Below are 21,655 nucleotides of genomic sequence, written 5' to 3'. Positions count from 1 at the left end.
AAAACTTGCTGAATTTCAGGAGTCTTAATATGCGTAACTTTGATCTCACCCCACTTTATCGCTCTGCTATCGGTTTTGATCGCCTGTTTAACCTGCTCGAATCTAATCAGAATCAGAGCAATGGCGGCTATCCTCCCTATAACGTTGAACTGGTCGATGAAAATCACTATCGCATAACCATTGCGGTGGCCGGTTTTTCTCAGAGCGAACTGGATATCACGGCGCACGATAACGTGCTGATCGTGCGGGGTGCCCATCCTGAAGAGCAGGCCGAGCGTAAGTACCTGTATCAGGGAATCGCCGAGCGTAACTTCGAGCGTAAATTCCAGCTCGCCGACCACATTGTGGTGCGCGATGCCCGTCTCGAAAATGGTCTGCTGAGCATCGATCTTGAACGACTGGTGCCGGAAGAGGCGAAACCACGCCGTATTGAGATTCTGAAGTAATTTCTGAAGTAACCATAAAAAACGCCGCTAATGCGGCGTTTTTCGTTTTTAAGATCAGTGGAGATTCATTAGGCAAAAAATGTTGCTCCGATCCCCTGTTTCAGACGGCTGATAAGTTCAAAGCGATGGGAGCATACGCCTGTAGCAAAGCATCGCGGACCAAGGATGGGCCGCGCTGAGCATGCCAGGGATGGCGTCTATTGCGTCTTTGCGAAAGGCGTATGCTCCCTGAGCCTGTCACCTGACCTCAAGGCGATATTTTTTGCCCTTATATCTGACGCCAGCCTTGCCCTTACGGCTGCGTTCGCATCGCTAAACGCTGACCCAGCACGCCCCCAAACACATTCACCAGCAGCCCCAGAATAATCACCACCGCACCCAGCATCTGCTGACCAGAGAGGTGCTCATCCAGCACCAGGGCGGCGGTAATAATCCCCACCACCGGTACCAGCAGCGATAGCGGCGCGACGCGCCAGGTTTCATAGCGGCTCAGTAAATTCCCCCAGATAGCGTAGCCAACGATGGTGGCGACAAATGCCAGGTAGAACAGCGCCAGCACGGTCTGCAGGCCGATGTGCAGCAGGCTATTAACGATGGCGGCCTGCCCCTCAAACAGCAGCGAACAGGCAAAGAACGGAATGACCGGCACCAGCGCACTCCAGACCACCAGCGACATGATCGGTACACTGCGGTTCCGCATAATAATCTTATTGGTGATATTCCCCAGGCCCCATGACAGCGCCGCCGACAGGGTCAGCATCATGGTGGTCAGCGTAATCCCGGCGCTGGTCTGCCCTTCCATTCCTGCCGTCGCCAGCATAAACATCCCCAGCGTGGCGATGATAATCCCGACGATATGATTCCAGCGCAGCTTTTCCGCCAGCAACAGCGCGCCCAGCAACAGGGTAAAGAAGGCCTGCGCCTGCAGCACCAGTGAGGCCAGACCGGCTGGCATGCCGAGCTTGATCGCCAGGAACAGAAACGCAAACTGACCAAAACTGATCGTCATGCCGTAAACCACCAGCCAGCGCAGCGGGATCGGCGGGCGACGCACAAAGAAAATGGCGGGAAAGGCGACCAGAGCGAAACGCAGTCCGGCCAGCAAAAAAGGCGGCATGCCCTGCAATCCGAGCTTAATCACCACAAAATTCACGCCCCACGCCACCACCACACACAACGCTAACAGCATATCTTTTACCGACATCTGAAACTCCTTGAGCCGCCGTCAGGCGGTGATCGCAATCGGGGACGCAATATCAGCACAACAGCCTTCACCCACGATGCGAAAATAGTCATCTGCAGCCAGTGCGATCGATTTATCCAGCTCGCCCGCGTTAAACCATAATGTTCCGACCTGCTGCAGCCGGGTATCGACCCGCAGCGCCAGCCGGTCATCAAAACTAAACGGCGGCACCGCACCCATCACACAGTCGGTCAGTGCCTGCGCCAGTTCAGGCGCGGCAAAAGAGGATTTCCTGCCGCCGATGGCGCGCGCCGCGTTTTTGAAATTGATGCGGCAGTCGCCCGGCACAATCGCCAGCAGCTGTCGCGGGGGCGCACCGTCCGGCATGCTCACCTCCAGCACCATCGCTTTGGCCGCCTGACCCAGTGCATTACCGCGGATCTGGCTGATCTGATCGGTCTGACCGACCGCCTCATGCTCCACCACGCGATAGCTGGCCTGATGCTGATCCAGCAGCGCAGTAATTTTTTCAAACGTTGTCATTCCCTTCTCCTCTTCTGGCACAGCTTCTTGCACAACCTGGCTTAACTCCAGGCAATAGCGTGTTTCATCTTTTTATCGGTCAGCCCGAAAAAGAATCCCATGGTGATGCGGGTATCACCTTCGACCCGGTCGATCTCATGATAAAAGGCAGGATTAAACAGATAGATATCACCACTGCGTGGTGAAAATTCGCAGATCTCGCTGTTTTCAATCACGCCACTGCGATAGCCCAGCTCACCGGCGGTTTTGAACTGCTCATCCTCCGGTGTCCACTTTTTGTTGTAGATACGCAGCGCGCCACCGGCGTTGCACTCCTGCAGGCAGACCACACAGCTGAGCTGATGCAGAATCTGCGTCACCACCAGCGAGTTCTCTGCGGCATCGCGCACGATATTGTCGTTATGCAGCGGGTTCGCGACCCCATTGGCGTGAAAGCGCACGATAGAACCGGCGTAATCACCACAACCCGGTTCGTGGGCGATGTTTAAGCTTTCCAGCCGCAGCGCATGCTGAACCCAGCCGTAAATCTGTTCGCGCAATTGATTAAGTGAGGGCGGCAACGCCGGCTGGATATCACGCAGCTCGGTAAAATAGTTATCGGGAGCCGCCGTATGGCGCGCCAGATAGGGACCCAGCGTGGTCAGCGCGCCATTGGGATAGTGAGAGACACGGATCTTTTCCCGGCAGCGCTGCAGATCAGCCACCACCGTTTCCCGCACCTCTGGCGTCAGGAAATTACGCAGCACCAGCAGCGGCACCCGTGCGGTGACGATGTCATCCAGCCAGGTCGATTCCACAAACATGTTGGGATTAATCACGCGGAACTGATTGAAAATAGCCATGTTTATCACTCCCTAAACGGTATTTCATAGAGTTCATGATTGTTCATTCGCCGCCAGTTACCGGCGCTGCCTGGTATTGTCACGGGTTCAGAGGCGATCAGCGTGCAACCGTCCTGTTGCCGAAAATGCATCGTAAAATAGTCAGGGAAAGGGGTGTCGTGCGGGTACCACTGCCATGCCCAGGCTTTGTCGCGGGTGACGAAGATGGCATTGCCTGCGCTGCCGCCTGGCTCAATCTGCGCCATCTTTGCGCGCAGATAGTCGCGAGTGAAATCGGCGGGTGTGGTCTGATCCACCAGGTAGCGCAGATACTCTTCGGAATCAAAGCGGGATTCCGCCAGGCCAAGCTGGCGGTAAATCGTCGGCAGAAAGCCGTTATGCATCATGTACCACTGATGTCCGGCGCTGTTGCGCCACAGCGGATGCGAAAATTCGATCCCCTGATTTTTAGTCAGCGTGGCATGACGCACATGCACCGCCAGAAACCGGCTACGCAGGCGATCGACATCTATCCCCGGCAGGGCATCTGCGAACGGGCCAGTGCCGTGCAGGTTTCGAATCTCGCCCTCTTCCAGCCACAGACAGCCCCAGCCGTTGGGATGTGATTTGATCGGACCATCGTGTTCGGCACCCTCGCCGCAGCTCATGGCCCGCGCCGCCTCCAGAATCCGGGCGCTGTCGAACTGGCCATGCGCCAGAATCATCCTGCACATACTTTGTCTCTCCCTGCGGTGATGGATTGCGCGGCAATCACATGCTGAAACGCAGTCATAATGGGTTCACGCGCAGTGGCCGTCAGGCTGAACGTTGCCAGAATGCCTGCGTGGCGGGTCAGATCGGCATAGAGCGAGGATCGGTTTGAAACCTGTAATGATGGCAATCTGAGTGGTGGCAACAGCGCACCCTGCTGATGCTGATCGATCCAGCGTTCAGCCGCCTGCAACTGCGCCGGTTGCCGTAACCGCAGCTGGCCGACCGCACCGGATCGAGTGAAGGTAAAGGCGGGCAGTGCGCCGCCCGCTTCCAGCCGGAAGGTGACTTCCGCCCAGTTGATGCCCGTCGTCGCCTGCACCAGTGTCGCCACGCCCATGCCGGAGAGCCGGAATCCCATCTCCAGGAAATGCGGCACGCCATTCACCATAATGAAATCGATGTGAAACGCGCCCTGACGATAGCCAAAGGTTTCGCAGCAGAAGGTCATCAGACTGCTGAACGACGCTGGCAGGGCCGCTGCCGCCATCGCCACATGCCCCGACTCATAAAAGCTGACGCAGTCTTCACTATCACGGTGCTGCTCTATCACCTTCTGGCAGCAGGTCAGTGCCAGAGGATGCCCCTGATGCACCACGCCCTGCAATGAAAACTCCTCGCCGATCAAGGCACTTTCCACAATAAAGCCGCTGAAGCCGCGTCCGCCATAGTTCATGGTCTGTACCAGCTGTGTTACCACGCTGTGCAGCTGATCGGCGCGCTCAATCAGCCAGATACCCAGTCCGCCACCGCCATCAACCGGCTTCACGACGCAGGGATAGATCAGCGCCTGTTCCGCATCCAGAATGCTGAGCGGCGAGGCAAAAAAGCGGAACTCCGGCTGCGGAAAGCGCGGCCAGGCTTTTTTCAGCGCCATGCGCTGCGCATATTTATCCAGCGGGATAAAGGCAGCGGGCGCGTCAGGCCCGGCCAGCATCTCGCGCAGCCGTCCGGCGCTGGCGTTGTAGGCTTCAAAGCCCGCCAGCACCACCATCGGATGCGCCAGCAAACCGGCGTGCAGATAGGCCTGCATGACCTCCCACGGATTCTCAGGACGGTCGAGGCGGATGATCAGATCAAACGGCAGCGCCAGGCTTAAGGACTGGTAATCGACAAAATCGCCCATTTCCGCCAGTACGGTGAAATAGCCATCGCGCTTTGCCACCTCACAGTAGGGGTTCTGGCCATCGCGGGTAGCGCCAATTTGCAGAAAAATCTTTTTCATCGCCTTGCCTTACCGGGTTAACGCCCGGAAATGATTTCTGTCACGATGTCGTTGAGCACACCGTTATTGACCTGAATCACCGCTTTGTGGGGATCGAAACGCAGGACGCGCGACAGCGGATCGCGGCTTTTGCCCTCAAGCAGGGAGCTGACCGGTCTGCTCTGCCAGCAGTGCCGCATCTGCGTCAGCGTCAGGCCAGAGAGCTGTGTTAACTGCTGTGCCAGTGCGAGATCCTCGCTGCGTTGCTCAAGCAGGTCGCGAATGATGGTTTCATCCAGCGCAATCTGCTGCTGCGACAGCCACTGTCCGAGCTGTTCTCCCTGCGCCAGGAAGGGTGAGTAGATCATGCAGATCAGCTGATCTTCACTAAGATTAAACGCCTGCAGGGCGAAGTCCGCCGCACGCTGCCGCTGCTGGTGGATGGCGTCGTCATCCTGATAACGTGCCGCCATCTCATCAATTAGCTGTGGCGGGAAATCTTTCTTCACCATCAGCCCCAGCGCAAAGCGCACATATTCGCGGATCCCCTCGGCATAGTTACGCTGCAGCAGCGTTTCAGCCCGCAGTCCGCGCAGGTGAGCCATCAGCGTCGGATTACCGCAGTCGGACTCAGAAAAGCTGAACATCAGTTCATCAAAACGGAAACGCATAAATTCGCTCAGCAGTGCCCAGTGCGCGCCCGCTTCATAGGCGGTGTCCTGATAGATGTTGAAAAACAGCGGATCGCGCGCCAGCTGGTGAGTAATGCGGTGCGCGGGTGTCAGTTGATCGGCACCGTACACCTCGGAGAAGTAGCGCTCAGCCACGCCGTCCAGCGTCTGGAGAAAGCCACTGAAGCCGCGGCTTTTATGGGTGACGTGCGCATCAAACAGCCGTGAGAGGTGCCGCGCCCAGGCAACATAGGCGGCCTGCTCCTGCGGCGAGTCGCCGGTAACAATCAGATCCACACCGCCGTTGTAGTCTGCCGCCAGGCCAAAGGAGTTCACCATGCTGAGATTACAGGCATTGCAGAAGGTGGAGCGACCATCGGCGCGAAAGCGGTGTCCATTCATCAGCACATCATGGCGGTTCTGCTGCCGCACGCTCTCCGGCATCGGCAGGTCGCGGGCAAACGGCCGGATCAGCAGGCCATCCACCACCAGACATTCCGCCCGTTCATCGTCATGCATCGCCAGCGCCTGATAAACGCGGTGGATATTCTCCATCACGCTCTGATTCATCGCCGCGTGGCGGTTGGTACTGACCCGAAGAGAGAAAGTGCTGCCCTGCTGCTGCCAGATCAGGCCCTGAATGTATCGCACATAAGCCACCATGTAGCTGCTGTCTTTTCCGCCGCCATAGGCGAGCAGCACACGGTTGTTCTCCAGCTGCAGCTTATCCGGTAACGCCGCCAGCAGGCGGGCGGAGCAGCGCTGAGTCGACGCCATGATCGCGGGCGACAGATACGCTTCAATCTCCTTCATCATGGCGGGCAGATTATTCATTTCTCGCATTTCCCTCAGGTGAACAGAATCGCTTTAGGGTCTGAAGCCCGGTGGCTGGCGGGGTCGCCGTGCCGTTCAGCATCATGAATAATTAAGAGATGCAGCCTAAAGTACTTTGAATGTACTCTGTTGAATATGCACAGATCAGCGCGATATGGGGTGGAACAGATGGCCGATGTTATCGGGGAACACGAGAGTCAGAGCAGTCGTTACCGCCAGATAGCAGAACAGATCAAGCAGGCCATTCATGCCGGTTCGCTGGCTCCCGACAGCCGTCTGCCATCGGTTCGCACGCTGGCGACGCAGTACAATGTCAGCCTCACCACCGCCCTGAAAACATTGCGCACGCTGGAAGATGAGCGCTACGCCGTCGCCCGTCCTAAATCGGGCTTTTTTGTCGCCCCGCTGCGGCCCTCTTCACGACAGCTGCCCGCCATAAGCGAACAGCCACACGCCATCGCACCGCTGGATGAACAGACCGAACTGCATCTGGCGATGCTTGGCTCAGACTGCCGGGTACGCCTCGATCTGGCTAACGGCGACAGCGCGCTCTATCCGGTCAAGCGCATCGGCCTGCTGATGCGCCAGATGGGTTACAGCAAACCCGCCCTGCTCGGCAATACGGTCAAGGGCACCGGCTATGCGCCGCTGAAAACGGAGATTGCCCGCCGTGCGGTCGATTACGGCTGCAATATCAGCACCGATGATATCCTGATCACCAACGGCTGCATCGAGGCGATCTCGCTGTCGCTGCGCGCCACCACCCAGCCGGGGGATGTGGTCGCCGTAGAGTCACCCTGCTATTTCGTGCTGCTGCAGATGCTACATAACCTGAATCTGCGGGTGATTGAAGTGGAAGCCGGGCCGGAAGGGTATGTGAATGTGGCGAAGCTGACCGGGCTGTTTCAGCGTAAAGCGGTGCGGGTCTTTCTTACCCTGTGCAACATCAATAATCCGCTGGGCAAAAGCATTCCCAACGAGCATAAAGCCTATATTGCGCGGCAGGCGGATGAAAACGATGTGGTGATCATTGAGGATGATATTTTTGGCGATACCGCCTTTGGTGAGCGTCGCCCCTTCCCGATGCGCGCCTTCAGCCCCAATGCCATTCTCTGCAGCGGCTTCTCTAAAACCGTGGCACCGGGCATTCGTATTGGCTGGGTGCACAGCGTCAACTACATGCGCAAAATCGCTTCACTCAAATATACCTCTACGATGGGCACCTCAGTGCTGTCACAGGCGGCGGTAGCGGAGCTGCTGCGCAGCGGCGGCTATGATGCTCACCTGCGCAAACTGCGGCGCGAGCTGGCGTGGCAAATCCGTGAAATGCGGCAGTCGGTACTGCGGGAATTTCCGGCGGGAACGCAGGTGTCCGATCCGGAAGGAGGCTATGTGCTGTGGGTGGAAATGCCACGAGGGGCACTGAACGTGCGTGAGCTGTTTCTGAAAGCGCGCAATGCGGGCATCGGGATTGCGCCGGGCCACATTTTTGCCACCGATCAGCGCTACGATCACTGTTTCCGGCTGAATGCCGGTTTCGGCTGGAATGCGGAGGTGGAACAGGCGATTCAGCAGCTGGCACAGTGGTGCCAGCTGTCGTTAACCGATTCACAGGAAGAGCAGGATTAACTGTCGCGCCAGGCGATCTCAACCTCTTCAGCCAGAATCTGCACTGCCCGCTCGATGTTCTCTGCATCCGGCACGTAGTTCATCCGCATACATTGATGGGTGTGCGGCCACGCCTGTTCCAGTCCCGGGAAGAAGAAGTGGCCCGGCACCATCAGCACGCCGCGTGCTTTAAGCCGCTGATAAAGCAATTCGGTGGTGATCGGCAGATCGCGGAACCAGAGCCAGAGGAAAATCGCCCCTTCCGGCTTATGGATCAGGCAGCGCTCTTCCGTCAGATAGCGCCGCAGGATCGCGATGGTCTGCTGCACCTTCTGCTGATAGAACGGCTTGATCACCTCTTCGGAGAGCCGCAACAGATCGCCACGACGGATCATCTCATTAGCGATAGCCGGACCGATGCTGCCTGGCGCCAGGCTGATGATCCCGTTCATATTGCTCAGCGCAGTAATGGTCTTCTCGTCTGCGATAATGATGCCGCAACGCGCACCCGGCAGGCCGAGCTTCGACAGGCTCATGCAGAGAATGATGTTGGGATTCCACAGCGGGCGCACCTCGCTGAAGATGATGCCGGGGAACGGCACGCCATAGGCATTGTCGATCAGCAGCGGCACGTCATGCTGCTGTGCCAGCGCATCGAGCTGCATCAGCTCATCATCGGTGATCACATTGCCGGTGGGGTTGGTCGGACGCGAAACGCAGATCAGCCCGACATCATCGTTCATCGGCAGATGCTCGAAATCGACATGGTATTTAAACTGGCCTTCCGGCAGCAGCTCAATGTTCGGCTTCGCCGAGACAAACAGCTCCTCTTCCAGACCGGCATCTGCATAGCCAAGATATTCAGGTGCCAGCGGGAACAGCACCCGCTTTTTGCTGCCATCGGTCCGGCGACCGGCGTACAGGTTGAACAGATAGAAGAAGGCACTCTGGCTGCCATTCGTCAGCGCGATATTCTCTGCGCTAATCGGCCAGCCGAGCTGTTCACTCAGCAGTCCGGCCAGCGACGCCAGCAGCGTCGCTTTGCCACGCGGACCGTCATAATTGCACAGCGCCTCGCTGAGTTTGCCTTCCTCATGCATCTGCTGCAGCAGTTGCTGAAAGTAGTCGTTCATGGCCGGAATTTGCGCCGGATTACCGCCACCCAGCATGATGGTGCCGGGCGTGCGGAGGCCCGCGCCCATATCTTCCATCAGACGTGAGATGCCGGAATGTTGGGTAAATTTGTCGCCGAACTGAGAAAAGGACATAGCGGTTAAATATTTGTGATAGCGAATCGGGGGTCCACCATAACGCCCGCCATCGGCGGGCGCAATGGGAAGGCGTGGGGATTACTTCAGCGCCTGCGGGTTAACGCAGTTTTTCTCAACGCTGCCGCCGAGCGCGGCGATGAGATTTTCTACCGCATCCTGCATCATGCCGTAACGGGTTTCATGCGTTGCTGAACCGATGTGCGGCAGCGTCACCACATTAGGCAGCGACAGCAGCGGAGAGTCGGCAGAGACCGGCTCCTGCTCAAACACATCCAGCCCCGCGGCGTGCAGTTTGCCCGCCTGCAACGCGGCAATCAGCGCCTGCTCATCCACCACCGGCCCGCGACCGGCGTTGATCAGCACCGCATCCGGCTTCATCAGTTCCAGCTCGGCGGCACCGATCAGATGGTGCGTCTCTTCCGTCAGCGGCAGGCTGATGCAGACAAAATCACTCTGCTTCAGCAATGCTTCCAGTTCACAGCGCTGCGCGCCAAAGCGCGACTGCGCCTCTTCATGTTCGCGGCGGGCGTTGTAGAGGATTTTCATGCCGAAGCCAAAGTGCGCGCGCTGCGCCAGCGCCATGCCGATACGACCCATGCCGAGAATACCCAGCGTTTTATGGTGCACGTCGATGCCGAACTGCGCGGGACCGATGCTCTTCTGCCAGTTGCCCGCTTTCACCCAGGCATCCAGTTCCGGCACCCGGCGCGCCGTGCTCAGCACCAGCGCCATCATCGTGTCCGCCACGGTTTCGGTCAGCACGGTCGGGGTGTGCATCAGCACCACGTGACGCTGATTCAGGGCATCAACATCGAAATTGTCATAGCCCACAGAGACGCTGGAGCAAACGCGCAGATTGGGCATTTTCGCCAGCAGCTCGCCGTTCACCTTACCGCCCGATCCCAGCAGCCCTTCTGCCTGCTGAAACACCGCAGCGTGCTGCTGTTGGCTTTCTGGCGACAGATCGCTGATTTCCGTCACGTCACACTGTTCAGCCAGGCGTGCGTAGAGATCATCAGGCAGTTTTTTATAAAGAATTACAGCGGGTTTCATTCAGTGGCTCCCGTTCAATAAGTAGCGGGCAGCTTGCGGGCCGCCCGGAGAAACAGAGATTAACGATTACGCTTTTAGTTTGCTGACTCCGGAGCGATGGGCGCTGATACCGGTAGCAAAGCATCGCGGGCCGGGGATGGCGGTTTGCGTCCTTGCGGACGGTGTCAGTGCCCTGAGCCAAAGCGGGTCAACAATCTCTAGCGTTTACGCTTTCAGGCCGGTTTCGCACCCTGCAGCGGCGGTGCTTTATTCTGCGCCGGTTTTACTATCAGCGTCAGCCACACCGAAACCAGCAGGGCCGACCCCATGAAGATGTAAGACGCCGACGGGCTGCCGGTGGCCCCATTAAGATAGCCGACAATCCATGAACCGATGAACGACCCCAGCGCACCCATGCTGTTAATCAGCGCCATCGCGCCACCCGCGACATTACGTGGCAGCATCTCAGGAATGATGGCGAAGAACGGTCCGTAAGGGGCATACATCGCGGCACCGGCAATCACTAACAGGGTGTAGGACATCCAGAAATTGGTCGATCCCACCAGATACGAGCCAAGGAATGCCAGCGCGCCAATCAGCAGCAGCGGCCAGACGAACAGCTTACGATTCTGGGTTTTGTCCGACGCCCAGGAGACCACCACCATCGCAATGGTCGCCGCCAGATACGGCACCGCTGAGAGCCAGCCTGCTTCTACCATGCCCATCTGCGTACCGTTGCGCAGAATCGACGGCAGCCACAGTACAAAGCCATACACGCCGATGCTCCAGGCAAAGTACTGCAGGCAGAGAAGGATGACGTTGCGGTTACGGAACGCTTCGCCGTAGTTACGCACCGCTTTGATATTTTCCTGCTCTTTCTGCAGTTCAGCCTGCAATGCTGCTTTTTCGGCATCGCTCATCCAGCGCGCCTGTGCCGGTTTATCCTGTACAAGGAACCACCAGGCAATCGCCCAGACCACCGCCGGAATGCCTTCGAAGATAAACATCTCGCGCCAGCCAAAGGATTCAATCAGATAGCCCGACACCACCGACATCCACAGTACCGTGACCGGATTCCCCAGGATGAGGAAGGTGTTGGCGCGCGAACGTTCCGATTTGGTGAACCAGTTGCTGATATAAATCAGCATCGCAGGCATCACGGCGGCTTCCACGACGCCCAGAACAAAGCGAATCGCGGCCAGCATCGGAATGTTGCTGACCACGCCGGTCAGCGAGGCACAACCGCCCCACAGGATCAGACAGACGAAAATCAGTTTTTTGACGCTGCGACGTTCGGCGTAAATTGCGCCCGGGATCTGAAAGAAGAAGTAACCCAGGAAGAACAGCGCACCCAGCAGCGAGGACATGCCTTTGGTGATGCCGAGATCGTCATTAATCCCGGCAGCAGAAGCGAAGCTAAAATTTGCACGATCGAGATACGCCAGGCTGTAGGTGATAAACACGATGGGCATGATGAACCACCAGCGTTTTGGCGCGATTGTCTGCTTTTTCATCGGGAACTCCTGTGTCTGTTGAGAGGCGCGTGAACTACTCGTCGCCCAGTTGCTGACGCGTCGGCAGACCTTCGCTGTCACCAATGACCTGAATCGCCATCGAACCAATTTTGTTGCCGCGCCGAATCGCCTGCGGCAGCGACTGACCTTCCAGCAGCGCGCTGATGACGCCAACGGCAAAGCCATCACCGGCACCCACCGTATCCACCACGTTATCGACTTTAATCGCCGCAACCTGACCCTGTTCGCCCTGAGCGGTTTTATACCAGGCACCGTCACAACCGGTTTTAATCACAACGGCTTTCACACCCCTGTCGAGATAGAAATCCGCGATCGCTTCCGGCTGACGATAACCGGTCAGAATCAGCCCCTCTTTTTCGCCCGGCAGTACCCAGTCGGCATACTCCGCCAGCAGATTGAGCTGCTTACGCATCTCTTCTTCGCTGCGCCACAGCACCGGCCGCAGGTTCGGATCAAACGAGATGGTTTTGCCGCGCGAACGCATCTCTTTAGCGGTGTGCTTCAGCAGGTCTAATGAGCTTTCTGACAGCGCCGCCGCCACACCGCTGAGGTGCAGATGGCGCGCCGAGCCGAAATAGTCCGCGTCAAAATCATCGACCGAGAGATGGCTGGCAGCCGAGCCTTTACGGAAATATTCCACAAGCGGATCGGAACCGTCATCGACTTTGGATTTGAGCTGAAAACCGGTGGGATAGCGCTTATCGACCGTCACACAGGCGTGATCGATACCCTCTTTTTCCAGCTGCTGGCAGATAAACCGGCCAAAAGCGTCATCGCCGATACGACTGACCCAGCCCACTTTCAGGCCAAGACGTGCCAGGCCGGTCGCCACATTGAGTTCTGCGCCCGCCGCGCGTTTAACAAAGGTCTCTGCTGCGGCCAGATCGCCGGTCTCGCGGGCGATGAACATCGCCATCGCTTCACCGATGGTGACAACATCAAGCGGACCGTTGTGATGATTAGTGTGCGTCATATCTGTTCCTTACACGTTACGCAGCAGCGACACGTAGTGGCGCGTCACCGCAGTCAGATCGTCGCCTTCCAGCGGAAATTCAATACCGCGCGGCGCGCGCGCAGGCAGCTGTTGCAGCAGCGTGCGCCAGTGGTCATCAGCCTCATCCAGCGCAATCGCCCGGAAGCTATCCTGATATGGCACGGCGGCTTTGACATGCACATAGCCCACCTGCGCGGCCAGTTGCTCTGCTGCCTGATCGGCGTCTTCGCCGGTCCAGCACCAGTTACCCATATCAAAGGTCATGCTGATCGGCAGATCGGCTTCGCGTACCGCTGTGAAAAACGCAACGGACGGTGCCAGCCGGCCATGTTCGGTCTGGTCGTTTTCCACGGTCAGCCGAAAGGGCAGATCGGCCAGCAGCGCCTGCAACGTTTCGCGAGGCAGCGTACCGGTAAAGTCTCCCAGCGCCACTTTCAGCCGCTGCGCGTTTAGCTGGCGTGCCTCTTCAAGGTAGTGGGTCAGGCGTGGATTGATTTCGCCGCCGTCACAAAACAGCGTATCCGGCACTGAATAGCTGGCATGTAGCTGATGCTCAGCTATCGCCCCGGCCAGCGCCGGCAGATCGGCCAGCGCCGCATCATCCAGTAGTTCGCGGCGGATTTCGACCCCGTCAGCGCCCGCCTGCTGGATGACTGGCAGCAGCGCAGCCTGACCGCCGAGTGCGGCGATCTGCGTGTGGCCATAAGCGGCGGTCACCACGATAATGTCAGGTTTCATGTTCTACTCCATGGCAGAGGTCTGCCCATAACGAATAGAAAAACCCTAAATGGAACCGGTTCCAAAGCAAAGCAGCAAACGGTGAAATTATGATCGTGCTCACGAAGCGAGCATGTAAACAGGAGGTTAAATCTGAAACTCAGCCCAGCGGCTGGCTGGAGCCACGAACGATCAGTTCACCCGAGAAGACCTGCTCGGCAACCGGCAATTCGCTGCCCTCTATGCGCGCAATCAATCGCTCCAGCGCGCTGAAGCCAATCTGCCAGGTCGGCTGTTTCAGCGTGGTAATGCCGACACCGGCCAGCGCCGCCCACTCCAGTTCGTCGAAACCGAGCAGGCCGATATCACGGCCCCAGTGCAGATTTAGTCGTTGCAGCGATCGCGCCACCTGCAGCGTCAGTGCTCCGTTGGCCACCATCACCGCGCAGCGTTTACCGGTGTGACGTTGCTGGAAGGCCAGAAGCGCCTGATCCAGTGCGGCGGGCTGGTGCAGCGGCACTTCCGCATTTTCATGTTCAACCTGCGGATGCGCCGCCAGCAACTGGCGGAAGGCCTGCAGACGCTCACGGCGCGTATTCACACTGCCCAATGGCTCGCTGAGAAACAGCAGCGCCTCATAGCCATTGTCGATCAGATGGCGTGTGGCCGTCTCGGCCGCTTCGGCATTGTTCAGGCCCACCACATCGCAGGGAAAGTCGGGGATTTTGCGATCAATCAGCACCATCGGCAGCAGGGACTGCTGCAGATGGCTGAGCACCTCTTCACGCATGCCGACTGCGTTAACCACGATGCCCTCAACCTGATAACTGCTCAGCAGTTGCAGATAGTGCTGCTCCAGATCCACTTCGTTGTTGGTGTTACACATCAGCAGCGTGAAACCCTGCTCCCGGCAGGCAGCTTCGATGCCGCTCATCACATCGACGGAATAGGGATTAGTAATGTCGGCGATAATCAGCCCAATCAGGCGGGTACGTCCGCGCTTCAGGCCGCGCGCCATTTGACTCGGACGGTAGCTGAGGTCCGCTATCGCCTGTTCAATCCGCGCTTTTAAGTCGGCAGAGAGCAGATGCAGCTCGCCATTAAGATAGCGTGAAACGCTGGTTTTACCGGTTCGTGCCGCGTGAGCAACATCGCTGATAGTGGCGCGAGGCGGCCTGATTTTCATGAGATATCCTGCGAAATAAGAAACCTGGCAGAGACTAGCACAAGCGAAGCCCGGCGCAAAAAGTGCTAGGCCGGTAATTGCAGCCAGGGTTGCCACAGGGTCTGTAACGTTTCCGGTGGTTCGCCGTTGATCAGCCTGATAACCATGTCAGCCACCTGTTCGCCAGCCTGATGCGGCGTTGCCTGGCGAATCGCGACAATGGGATGATCGAGAATCGCATCACGCGGTAATCCTTCCCAGCCTGCGAGCAGAATGGCGTTTTCGCCCGCGGCCCGGCCGGCCTGCTGCAGCGCCAGGGCTGCGCCTTCAGCCAGCGCAGCGCAGTCGGTGATAATCACTTCCGGCGCAGATTCCTCTGCCAGCCACTCACGCGTCTGGTGATAGCCTGCACGGCGCGACGGTGCGACCGCCGCCATCGCATAAGGCGCAACGTCACCCAGCGCGGTCAGATAACCCTGACGCCGATCACGTACCCGTGTGCTGTTTTCATTGCTGCCGAGCCAGGCTATCCGCTGCCGTCCCTGCGCCAGCGACCAGCCCACCGCCAGTTGTGAACCGGCAAGGTGATCAATATCAAACCAGGCGTAGGCGGCGGGCAGATCGCTGCGGCCCAGCGCCAGAAAGCGAAAACGGGTTTGCATCAGCGCATTCAGTCGGCTGTCTTCTGGCGTGGTATGGCCGACAATCAGGGCATCGACGGCCCCACTACGCAGCAGGCGCGTCAGGGTTGAGTGACTCTGCTGCTGTTTATCCGCCAGTAACAGCAGGTTAATTTCATGACGGGCAAGATGATGATCCAGCGCCAGCAGCATGTCGCTGAAGTCGCTGCCACTCAGGGAAGACTCAATGAGCGGATAAACGAGCCCTACTGCATTGGCACGACCGGTTTTCAGCCGCCGGGCCGCCGCATTAGGTCGATAATTGCGCCGCTGCGCTTCTTCTTCAATGCGTTTACGCGTCTCCTGAGCGACATCCTGATAACCATTAAGCGCGCGGCTGACAGTCGTAACGGAAAGGCCTAAAACTGCAGCGATGGCTTTAAGAGACATGGGGCAAGTCCACTGATCAATTTTTGATCAGACTACCATAGAGCCTCTGCTGGCTCTATCCGCAGAAACATTACTGGTGCTTTTAACGTGATGCTTTACAGAAAAAATAAGCCCCCGTTCGGGGGCGATCGCGATTATCCCAGCGGGGTGAGCGTAATTTCAACGCGACGGTTTTGTGCTTTGCCTGCTTCGGTGCTGTTGGTGGCAACCGGGTTATCCGGGCCTGCACCCTGTGTACGCAGGCGGTCGCTGGCAACACCCTGCACGATCAACGCACTGGCAACACTTTCAGCACGCTGCTGTGACAGACGCATGTTCAGCGCGCGACTGCCAGTACTGTCGGTATAACCCACGACGTTTACCGCGGTTTTCGGATACTCTTTCAGCACCATTGCAACACCGGTCAGGGTGTTCGCGCCTGCGGGTTTCAGATTACTGCTGCTGGAGTCGAAGGTGACATTGTTTGGCATATTCAGGACGATGTTATCGCCGTTGCGGGTTACGCTAACGCCGGTCCCGCGCATCTTGTCACGCAGTTTGGCTTCCTGCACATCCATGTAGTAACCCACGCCACCGCCCAGCGCTGCGCCGCCTGCGGCACCAATCAGCGCACCTTTACGACGATCTTTCTTCGACGAAGAGAGCACGCCAACACCGGCACCGACTAATGCGCCAAGGCCCGCGCCCACGCCTGATTTGCCCGCCTGGGATTCGCCGGTGTAAGGATTGGTGGTACAACCGGGCAGGGCCAGACTGCCGCTTAATAACAAGGTGATGGCGATTAATTTCTTCTGCATTTTTGTTCCCTTACATTCGACATACAGGGGAAAACCTTCCCCATAAGTGGCACGATTATGCCGTCTGGTGACCGGGAATGTAGTGCGGAAAAATCCTGATTTACCGGCAATTACGCCTTTTGATTGCCAGGATGGCAAAAACAGTTGCTCTGATGATCGTTTATCAGCCCACAGGCCTGCATAAAGGAGTAGCAAATTGTCGGGCCGATGAATTTGAAACCACGCTGCTTCAGCGCCTTCGAGAGCGCAATGGCGTGCTCTGACGTGGTGGGTGCCTGGCTGTAATCAGGATAATGGTGAACAATTTGCACGTTACCGACAAAATGCCAGACGAAGTCGCTAAAATCCTCGCCTTTCGCTTCCATCTCAAGAAAAGCGCGGGCGTTAGCGATAATGGCGGCGATTTTGCCAGGGTGGCGGATAATGCCACTGTTGCGCATCAGCGCGTCGAAGTCGGCAGCATCCATCTGCGCAATAGCCTGAGGATCAAACTGATGAAACGCTGCCCGATAATTTTCACGCTTTTTCAGCACGGTAATCCATGAGAGTCCCGCCTGTTGTCCTTCCAGACAAAGCATCTCAAACAGTGCACGCGTGTCTCTCTGCGCCACACCCCATTCCCTGTCGTGATACGCCAGATAGAGGGGATCCTGCGTTACCCAGCCACATCGTTGCATCGTTTTGTTCCTTTATAGCGAGAATATTTTAGCGGTCCGCTTGATCTTAGAATTAATCGGTTGATAGTTAAACGATCACCGGTTAAATAACAGAGACGGGCCGAAAAATTCATTAAGACGCCATAACTTCAGCCTTGCCCGGAGAAGCGATGTTGCCGAGAAGCGGTTGGAAAGGTCTGCGGACCTGCTGTGCTGTAGGGCTGTTAATGTTAACGCAACCGACGTTTGCCCGCGGCGGCACCTCTGCGCCTCAGCACGCTGACTTTCTGCCCGACTACGACACGATTCTGGCCGAGAAGATCGCCCTGACGCCACTCGCTTTCAGCGATGAGAGCCGCGCCCTGTTTGAAGCTGCAATTAACTCTCCTGCTGCTTCTCCCATCGCCCTGCACAGTGAAACCGGTAGCGTAGGCACCACGCCGCTGGGTAAACGCTATCGGGCTGGCGTTGATATGCCGATTGCGCCGTCATTGACTACCGGTCCGGTGGCACAGTATGCGGTCGATCCCCAGCAGATGAACTGTCTGCAATGTGACTACAGCGATCAGCAGAGCCGTGAGCAGAGCGCGAGCGTTGGCTGGCGCATCGATTCGCAGCAGGGATGGATATCGCCGTGGGCGCAGCTGAGTTATCACTATCTGATGGCAGATACGCCGCAGAGCCCACGGCGCGAGGCGGCGAATGGCTCGGATCAGTCCGACGGTATCGATTTAAGCGTCGGCGCACAAATGCCATTGAACGATAATCTGGCGGCTTTCGCGTCATTTTCACAAAGCGAAGCGCTGAATAACGACGAGCAGCAACTTTATAGCTTTGGCTTCAGCGCCAGCTTCTAGCGGGGCATGAAAAGAGAAAGGGAATCGGGCGTTTAAAATATAATGAGTCCGCTAATCATTATACTGGTAACAAAATGCGCAACGATTTGACAATTATTGGCCGTGAAATAGCGGTTTTTCTACTGGCAGCTCTGTTTCTTGCCCTGACTATCGTCCCCGTCTACATTGATGTGGCATGGATGAACGATGCACTTCACGAAACCTCTTTTACCGAAACCACCCAGGAATGCATGCTGGCGATGATCGCCGCGCTGTTTTTCATTGCGGCTCAACGCCGTCCCGCCCAGCGTGGAGCACTAACCTTAGTGGCGGGCTTTTACAGCTGCATGCTGATCCGCGAACTCGATTTTGTGTTTGATACCATCCAGCACGGCAGCTGGGTCTGGTTTGCCCTGGCGGTCACGGCGGGTTCGCTGGCCGTTGCGCTGCGAACGCCAAAGAAAACCCTGCATGCGCTGGCTAACCTGCTGCTGCACCGCAGCTGGCCGGTGATGGCCTCCGGCTTTTTAGTGGTGCTGGTCTTCTCCCGACTGTTTGGTGTGCATGCGCTGTGGCAGCATCTGATGCTGGGGGATTACAACCGCGTGGTAAAAAACATGGCCGAAGAGGGCACCGAGCTTCTGGGATATAGCCTCTGCTGGCTCGCCTCGGTTCGCTATTTATGGCAGACGCGCCCGGCCGCTGCCGCTGTCAGCGTGCGCGCCACCGAATCGGCATCGGCCCGCCACAACGCCTCTCCGGTCACGTCGCACTGATTCGCATTCTGGCTTTTTAAGCGATCCGCACCTTCAAAACAGGTACAATAAACACTTCTGCGTCGGCGACAGGTTCCCGGCGCAAGGTGTTCGTTAACCTCAGGTCTTTTCATGTCAGCTAAAATCTTAACTTCAACGCTCATTGGCCTGGATGCCTTCCGACAGGATCCGCTGACTGCCCTGCAGCAGGCGGAAAAGGGCACGCTGGCGGTATTAGATAATTATGCGCCGGTGATGTATGCCATCACGCCGGCGCGTCTGGCTGAACTGCTGGCGCTGGAAGCCGCCGCGCGGCAGCCGAATGATGTCGCACTGGATGACAGCCTCTATGACGATGCGCCTGCTGCTATTCACACGCCGGCAGGTAAATTTGTCATGTATTCTGGCTGGCAGCCGGATGCCGACTTTACACGTCAGGCCGCCATCTGGGGCGTGGCGCTGAGTGAACCGGTGACGCCTGGCGAGCTGGCGGCCTTTGTGGCCTACTGGCAGGCGGAAGGCCGGATGTTCCATCATGTGCAGTGGCAACAGAAGCTGGCGCGCAGCATTCAGATGAACCGCGCCGCAAACGGCGGGCAACCGAAGCGTGATATCACGCAGTTGCCTGATCCTGACCGTACCATTCCCGATGGTTTCCGAGGTGAATGATGAAAACGCCAGATGATCTCTTTAACCGTCTGAAAAGAATGATGCCTGCGGGCACCCGTCCTAAATTTGCCAATGGCAAAGAGCTGCTGGCGTGGAATCAGGAGCAGGGCCGCCTGCGATCAGAGGCGATTGTGCGTGAGAACCGCGCAATGAAAATGCAGCGCGTGATGGGCCGTTCCGGCATTCGCGAGCTGCACATGAACTGCTCGTTTGATAATTACCGGGTAGAGAACGAGGGACAGCGCAAAGCGCTGGAGCTGGCACGTCAGTACGCCGCTGAGTTTGATGGCAGCATCGCCAGCTTTGTCTTTTCCGGGCGTCCTGGCACCGGTAAAAACCATCTGGCCGCCGCGATTGGTAATGACCTGATCCTGCGCGGTAAAAGCGTGCTGATCGTGACAGTGGCCGATCTGATGTCGAGCATGAAGGGCACCTTCAGCGGCAGCAGCGGCATTACCGAAGAGCGACTGATTCAGGATCTCAGCAGTGTCGATCTGCTGGTGATTGATGAGATCGGTATGCAGAGCGAATCGCGCTACGAAAAAGTGATTATCAACCAGATTGTCGATCGCCGTTCTTCATCGAAACGCCCGACCGGCATGTTATCCAACCTCGACCATGCGGGCATGAATGCGCTGCTGGGCGAGCGCGTCATGGACCGTATGCGTCTGGGCAACAGCTTGTGGGTACGTTTCGACTGGGAAAGTTATCGCAGTCGGGTACGCGGCGACGAGTATTAAACAGAGGCTACGCCGGGTCATTGTGCTAATGAGGCCGCCGGTACAGCAGAAAAGCCAGGCTTAATCCGGCAATCTGATCGCCATCACGATCTCAGCCACCACCTATCGGGTTGTGTGAAACAGCCCGCAAAAGTGTGGCATGAAGAATGCGCCGGGGCTGATACACTCAATTCTTACTCCTCTGTTGGGTGAATCCGTGATGAAAACGAACGGCAAAGGCCCCGCACTACTGCGACTGAATAATCAGAAACGGGTTATGGCTCAGCTGCGTAAGCTCCGCGTGACGTCCCGTCAGGATCTGGCGGAGGCGCTGACCCTCAGCAAAAACACGGTCTCGTTAATCATTGATGACCTGCTGGAGCAGGGTCTGATAGAGGAACTGGGGCCGGTCAGCGTCGCAGCAGCCGGACGGCCTAAGATCGGGATCACCCTGCGGCCGGAAAAGCTTAAGAGCGCAGGCGTCATGGTGGAACGCAACGTGATCCACTGGCGGGTCTGCGACTATTTTTCACAGGTGCTGGCAGAAGCGACGCTGCGCACCGATACCCGTCACCCGACCCGCCTGCTGGCTGAACTGGCTATGCTGTGCCGGGAACTGACAGAACGTTATCCCGACCTGCTCGGTATTGGCCTTGGCTTCCCCGGCATCGTCGATCCCCGGCGCGGCTGGATGCACATTTCATTGCCGCTGGAATGGCAGGATGTTGACCTGCTGACCACGCTGCGCAAGCACGTCCGTCTGCCCATCAGCATTATGAATAATGTTAAAGCCGCTGCGCTACTGGCTGTCGGGCAAAGTGGATTATCGCCGGAGAGCGGTCATTTTTATCTGCGTATTTCCGAGGGGATTGGCGGCGCACTGGTACAACAGGGTCAGGTATTTACCGGACACAGCTGGACGGCGGGCGAAGCAGGACATCTGATTGTTCAGCCCGGCGGGCCGCGCTGCAGCTGTGGCCGGCGCGGCTGTCTGGAGGCACTGGTCAGCAAGCCCGCGGTGAATCAGCTGCTGGCGCAGCATCAGCCAGGCCTGAGCTGGCAGAACCGCGACAGCGCGCCACGCGTGGTGGATACGGTGATGGCCCAGGCGGGTGGCTATCTCGGTGCGGCGCTGAGTCAGATCATGCTGCTGCTGAACCCCGCCACCATCATCATTGATTGTCCGTGGAACGTCAGCGAGCGCTTCTGCAAGGCGGTGCGCGATACTGCGCACGGCAACGCGCTGGCCTTTACCGCCGCGCACACTCAGCTGCACTTCCCGGAAACCCGGATTGACCCGGCGAACGGGCTGGCGCTGGCGGTGCTGGAACAGAGTGAGCAGCGGGTGGGGTGAGCGT

General features: G+C 57.7%; 22 protein-coding genes. 7 read left to right on the top strand and 15 right to left on the bottom strand.

The genetic code is table 11. From position 1 onward, the window contains the following. The first annotated feature begins 29 nt into the window (after positions 1–29). Positions 30–446: a small heat shock chaperone IbpA gene (gene ibpA, locus F3I20_RS19515; protein WP_003849623.1), complete on the top strand. Its 417-nt coding sequence runs from the start codon at positions 30–32 to the stop codon at positions 444–446. Between the two features lie 292 nt (positions 447–738). On the opposite strand, the gene F3I20_RS19510 is transcribed toward ibpA, so the two are convergent. From F3I20_RS19510 to F3I20_RS19485, 6 genes are read right to left on the bottom strand one after another with little or no spacing between them, the layout of a single operon-like run. Continuing rightward, a complete protein-coding gene (locus tag F3I20_RS19510; protein ID WP_150014518.1) occupies positions 739–1,650 on the bottom strand; it encodes an EamA family transporter in 912 nt (303 codons plus the stop codon). A 21-nt stretch (positions 1,651–1,671) separates the two neighbouring features. Then, the gene (locus F3I20_RS19505) at positions 1,672–2,172 is read right to left on the bottom strand and encodes a YbaK/EbsC family protein (protein ID WP_150038136.1); all 501 of its coding nucleotides are present in this window, start codon (positions 2,170–2,172) and stop codon (positions 1,672–1,674) included. 41 nt (positions 2,173–2,213) lie between these two features. Beyond that, positions 2,214–3,014: a 2OG-Fe(II)-dependent halogenase WelO5 family protein gene (locus F3I20_RS19500; protein ID WP_150038135.1), complete on the bottom strand. Its 801-nt coding sequence runs from the start codon at positions 3,012–3,014 to the stop codon at positions 2,214–2,216. A gap of 5 nt (positions 3,015–3,019) precedes the next feature. Further along, complete coding sequence (locus tag F3I20_RS19495; RefSeq protein WP_150014512.1) at positions 3,020–3,727, bottom strand: class II glutamine amidotransferase; 708 nt, start codon at positions 3,725–3,727, stop codon at positions 3,020–3,022. Continuing rightward, positions 3,715–4,989, bottom strand: coding sequence for an ATP-grasp domain-containing protein (locus F3I20_RS19490; protein ID WP_150014510.1), 1,275 nt, complete (start codon positions 4,987–4,989; stop codon positions 3,715–3,717). The genes F3I20_RS19495 and F3I20_RS19490 overlap by 13 nt, the downstream gene beginning before the upstream one ends. Before the next feature lie 17 nt (positions 4,990–5,006). Continuing rightward, the gene (locus F3I20_RS19485; protein ID WP_150014508.1) at positions 5,007–6,473 is read right to left on the bottom strand and encodes a hypothetical protein; all 1,467 of its coding nucleotides are present in this window, start codon (positions 6,471–6,473) and stop codon (positions 5,007–5,009) included. 168 nt (positions 6,474–6,641) lie between these two features. On the opposite strand from F3I20_RS19485, the gene F3I20_RS19480 reads away from it, so the two are divergent. After that, positions 6,642–8,102, top strand: a complete 1,461-nt coding sequence (locus F3I20_RS19480; protein ID WP_150014506.1) for an aminotransferase-like domain-containing protein — start codon at positions 6,642–6,644, stop codon at positions 8,100–8,102. On the opposite strand, the gene F3I20_RS19475 is transcribed toward F3I20_RS19480, so the two are convergent. The 9 genes from F3I20_RS19475 to F3I20_RS19435 all read right to left on the bottom strand — a co-directional run bounded on the left by F3I20_RS19475 (position 8,099) and on the right by F3I20_RS19435 (position 17,339). After that, entirely contained in the window at positions 8,099–9,349 is a 1,251-nt protein-coding gene (locus tag F3I20_RS19475; RefSeq protein WP_150014504.1) for a valine--pyruvate transaminase, read from the bottom strand. The genes F3I20_RS19480 and F3I20_RS19475 overlap by 4 nt on opposite strands. 81 nt (positions 9,350–9,430) lie before the next feature. Continuing rightward, entirely contained in the window at positions 9,431–10,405 is a 975-nt protein-coding gene (ghrB, locus tag F3I20_RS19470) for a glyoxylate/hydroxypyruvate reductase GhrB (RefSeq protein ID WP_150014502.1), read from the bottom strand. A gap of 212 nt (positions 10,406–10,617) precedes the next feature. Further along, positions 10,618–11,898, bottom strand: coding sequence for an MFS transporter (locus tag F3I20_RS19465; protein WP_150014500.1), 1,281 nt, complete (start codon positions 11,896–11,898; stop codon positions 10,618–10,620). A 34-nt stretch (positions 11,899–11,932) separates the two neighbouring features. Next, a complete protein-coding gene (locus F3I20_RS19460) occupies positions 11,933–12,892 on the bottom strand; it encodes a sugar kinase (protein WP_150038134.1) in 960 nt (319 codons plus the stop codon). A 9-nt stretch (positions 12,893–12,901) separates the two neighbouring features. Beyond that, a complete protein-coding gene (locus F3I20_RS19455; protein WP_150038133.1) occupies positions 12,902–13,651 on the bottom strand; it encodes a sugar phosphate isomerase/epimerase family protein in 750 nt (249 codons plus the stop codon). 139 nt (positions 13,652–13,790) lie between these two features. Then, a complete protein-coding gene (locus F3I20_RS19450; protein WP_150014494.1) occupies positions 13,791–14,816 on the bottom strand; it encodes a LacI family DNA-binding transcriptional regulator in 1,026 nt (341 codons plus the stop codon). A 65-nt stretch (positions 14,817–14,881) separates the two neighbouring features. Continuing rightward, a complete protein-coding gene (locus F3I20_RS19445) occupies positions 14,882–15,865 on the bottom strand; it encodes a LacI family DNA-binding transcriptional regulator (RefSeq protein ID WP_150014492.1) in 984 nt (327 codons plus the stop codon). Between the two features lie 134 nt (positions 15,866–15,999). Continuing rightward, on the bottom strand, positions 16,000–16,662 hold the full coding sequence (locus F3I20_RS19440; RefSeq protein ID WP_150014490.1) for an OmpA family lipoprotein: 663 nt from the start codon (positions 16,660–16,662) through the stop codon (positions 16,000–16,002). A gap of 110 nt (positions 16,663–16,772) precedes the next feature. After that, the gene (locus tag F3I20_RS19435) at positions 16,773–17,339 is read right to left on the bottom strand and encodes a DNA-3-methyladenine glycosylase I (protein WP_150038132.1); all 567 of its coding nucleotides are present in this window, start codon (positions 17,337–17,339) and stop codon (positions 16,773–16,775) included. A gap of 206 nt (positions 17,340–17,545) precedes the next feature. Between F3I20_RS19435 and F3I20_RS19430 the strand changes: the two genes are divergently transcribed. The 5 genes from F3I20_RS19430 (at position 17,546) to F3I20_RS19410 (ending at position 21,651) form a co-directional block, all read left to right on the top strand. After that, on the top strand, positions 17,546–18,175 hold the full coding sequence (locus F3I20_RS19430) for an autotransporter (RefSeq protein ID WP_223813112.1): 630 nt from the start codon (positions 17,546–17,548) through the stop codon (positions 18,173–18,175). Between the two features lie 74 nt (positions 18,176–18,249). Continuing rightward, the gene (locus tag F3I20_RS19425; protein ID WP_150038130.1) at positions 18,250–18,930 is read left to right on the top strand and encodes a hypothetical protein; all 681 of its coding nucleotides are present in this window, start codon (positions 18,250–18,252) and stop codon (positions 18,928–18,930) included. Between the two features lie 111 nt (positions 18,931–19,041). Next, entirely contained in the window at positions 19,042–19,578 is a 537-nt protein-coding gene (gene dnaT / locus F3I20_RS19420) for a primosomal protein DnaT (RefSeq protein WP_150038129.1), read from the top strand. Beyond that, positions 19,578–20,318 (top strand): replicative helicase loader DnaC, encoded by a 741-nt coding sequence (gene dnaC, locus F3I20_RS19415; protein WP_150014562.1) that lies wholly within the window; start codon positions 19,578–19,580, stop codon positions 20,316–20,318. The genes dnaT and dnaC overlap by 1 nt, the downstream gene beginning before the upstream one ends. A 199-nt stretch (positions 20,319–20,517) precedes the next feature. Next, positions 20,518–21,651: an ROK family transcriptional regulator gene (locus F3I20_RS19410; RefSeq protein WP_150038128.1), complete on the top strand. Its 1,134-nt coding sequence runs from the start codon at positions 20,518–20,520 to the stop codon at positions 21,649–21,651. Positions 21,652–21,655 lie beyond the last annotated feature (4 nt).

It is taken from the genome of Candidatus Pantoea gossypiicola, assembly GCF_008632075.1.
Lineage (GTDB): Bacteria > Pseudomonadota > Gammaproteobacteria > Enterobacterales > Enterobacteriaceae > Pantoea > Pantoea gossypiicola.
This window is presented reverse-complemented; position numbering and strand designations above follow the sequence as displayed.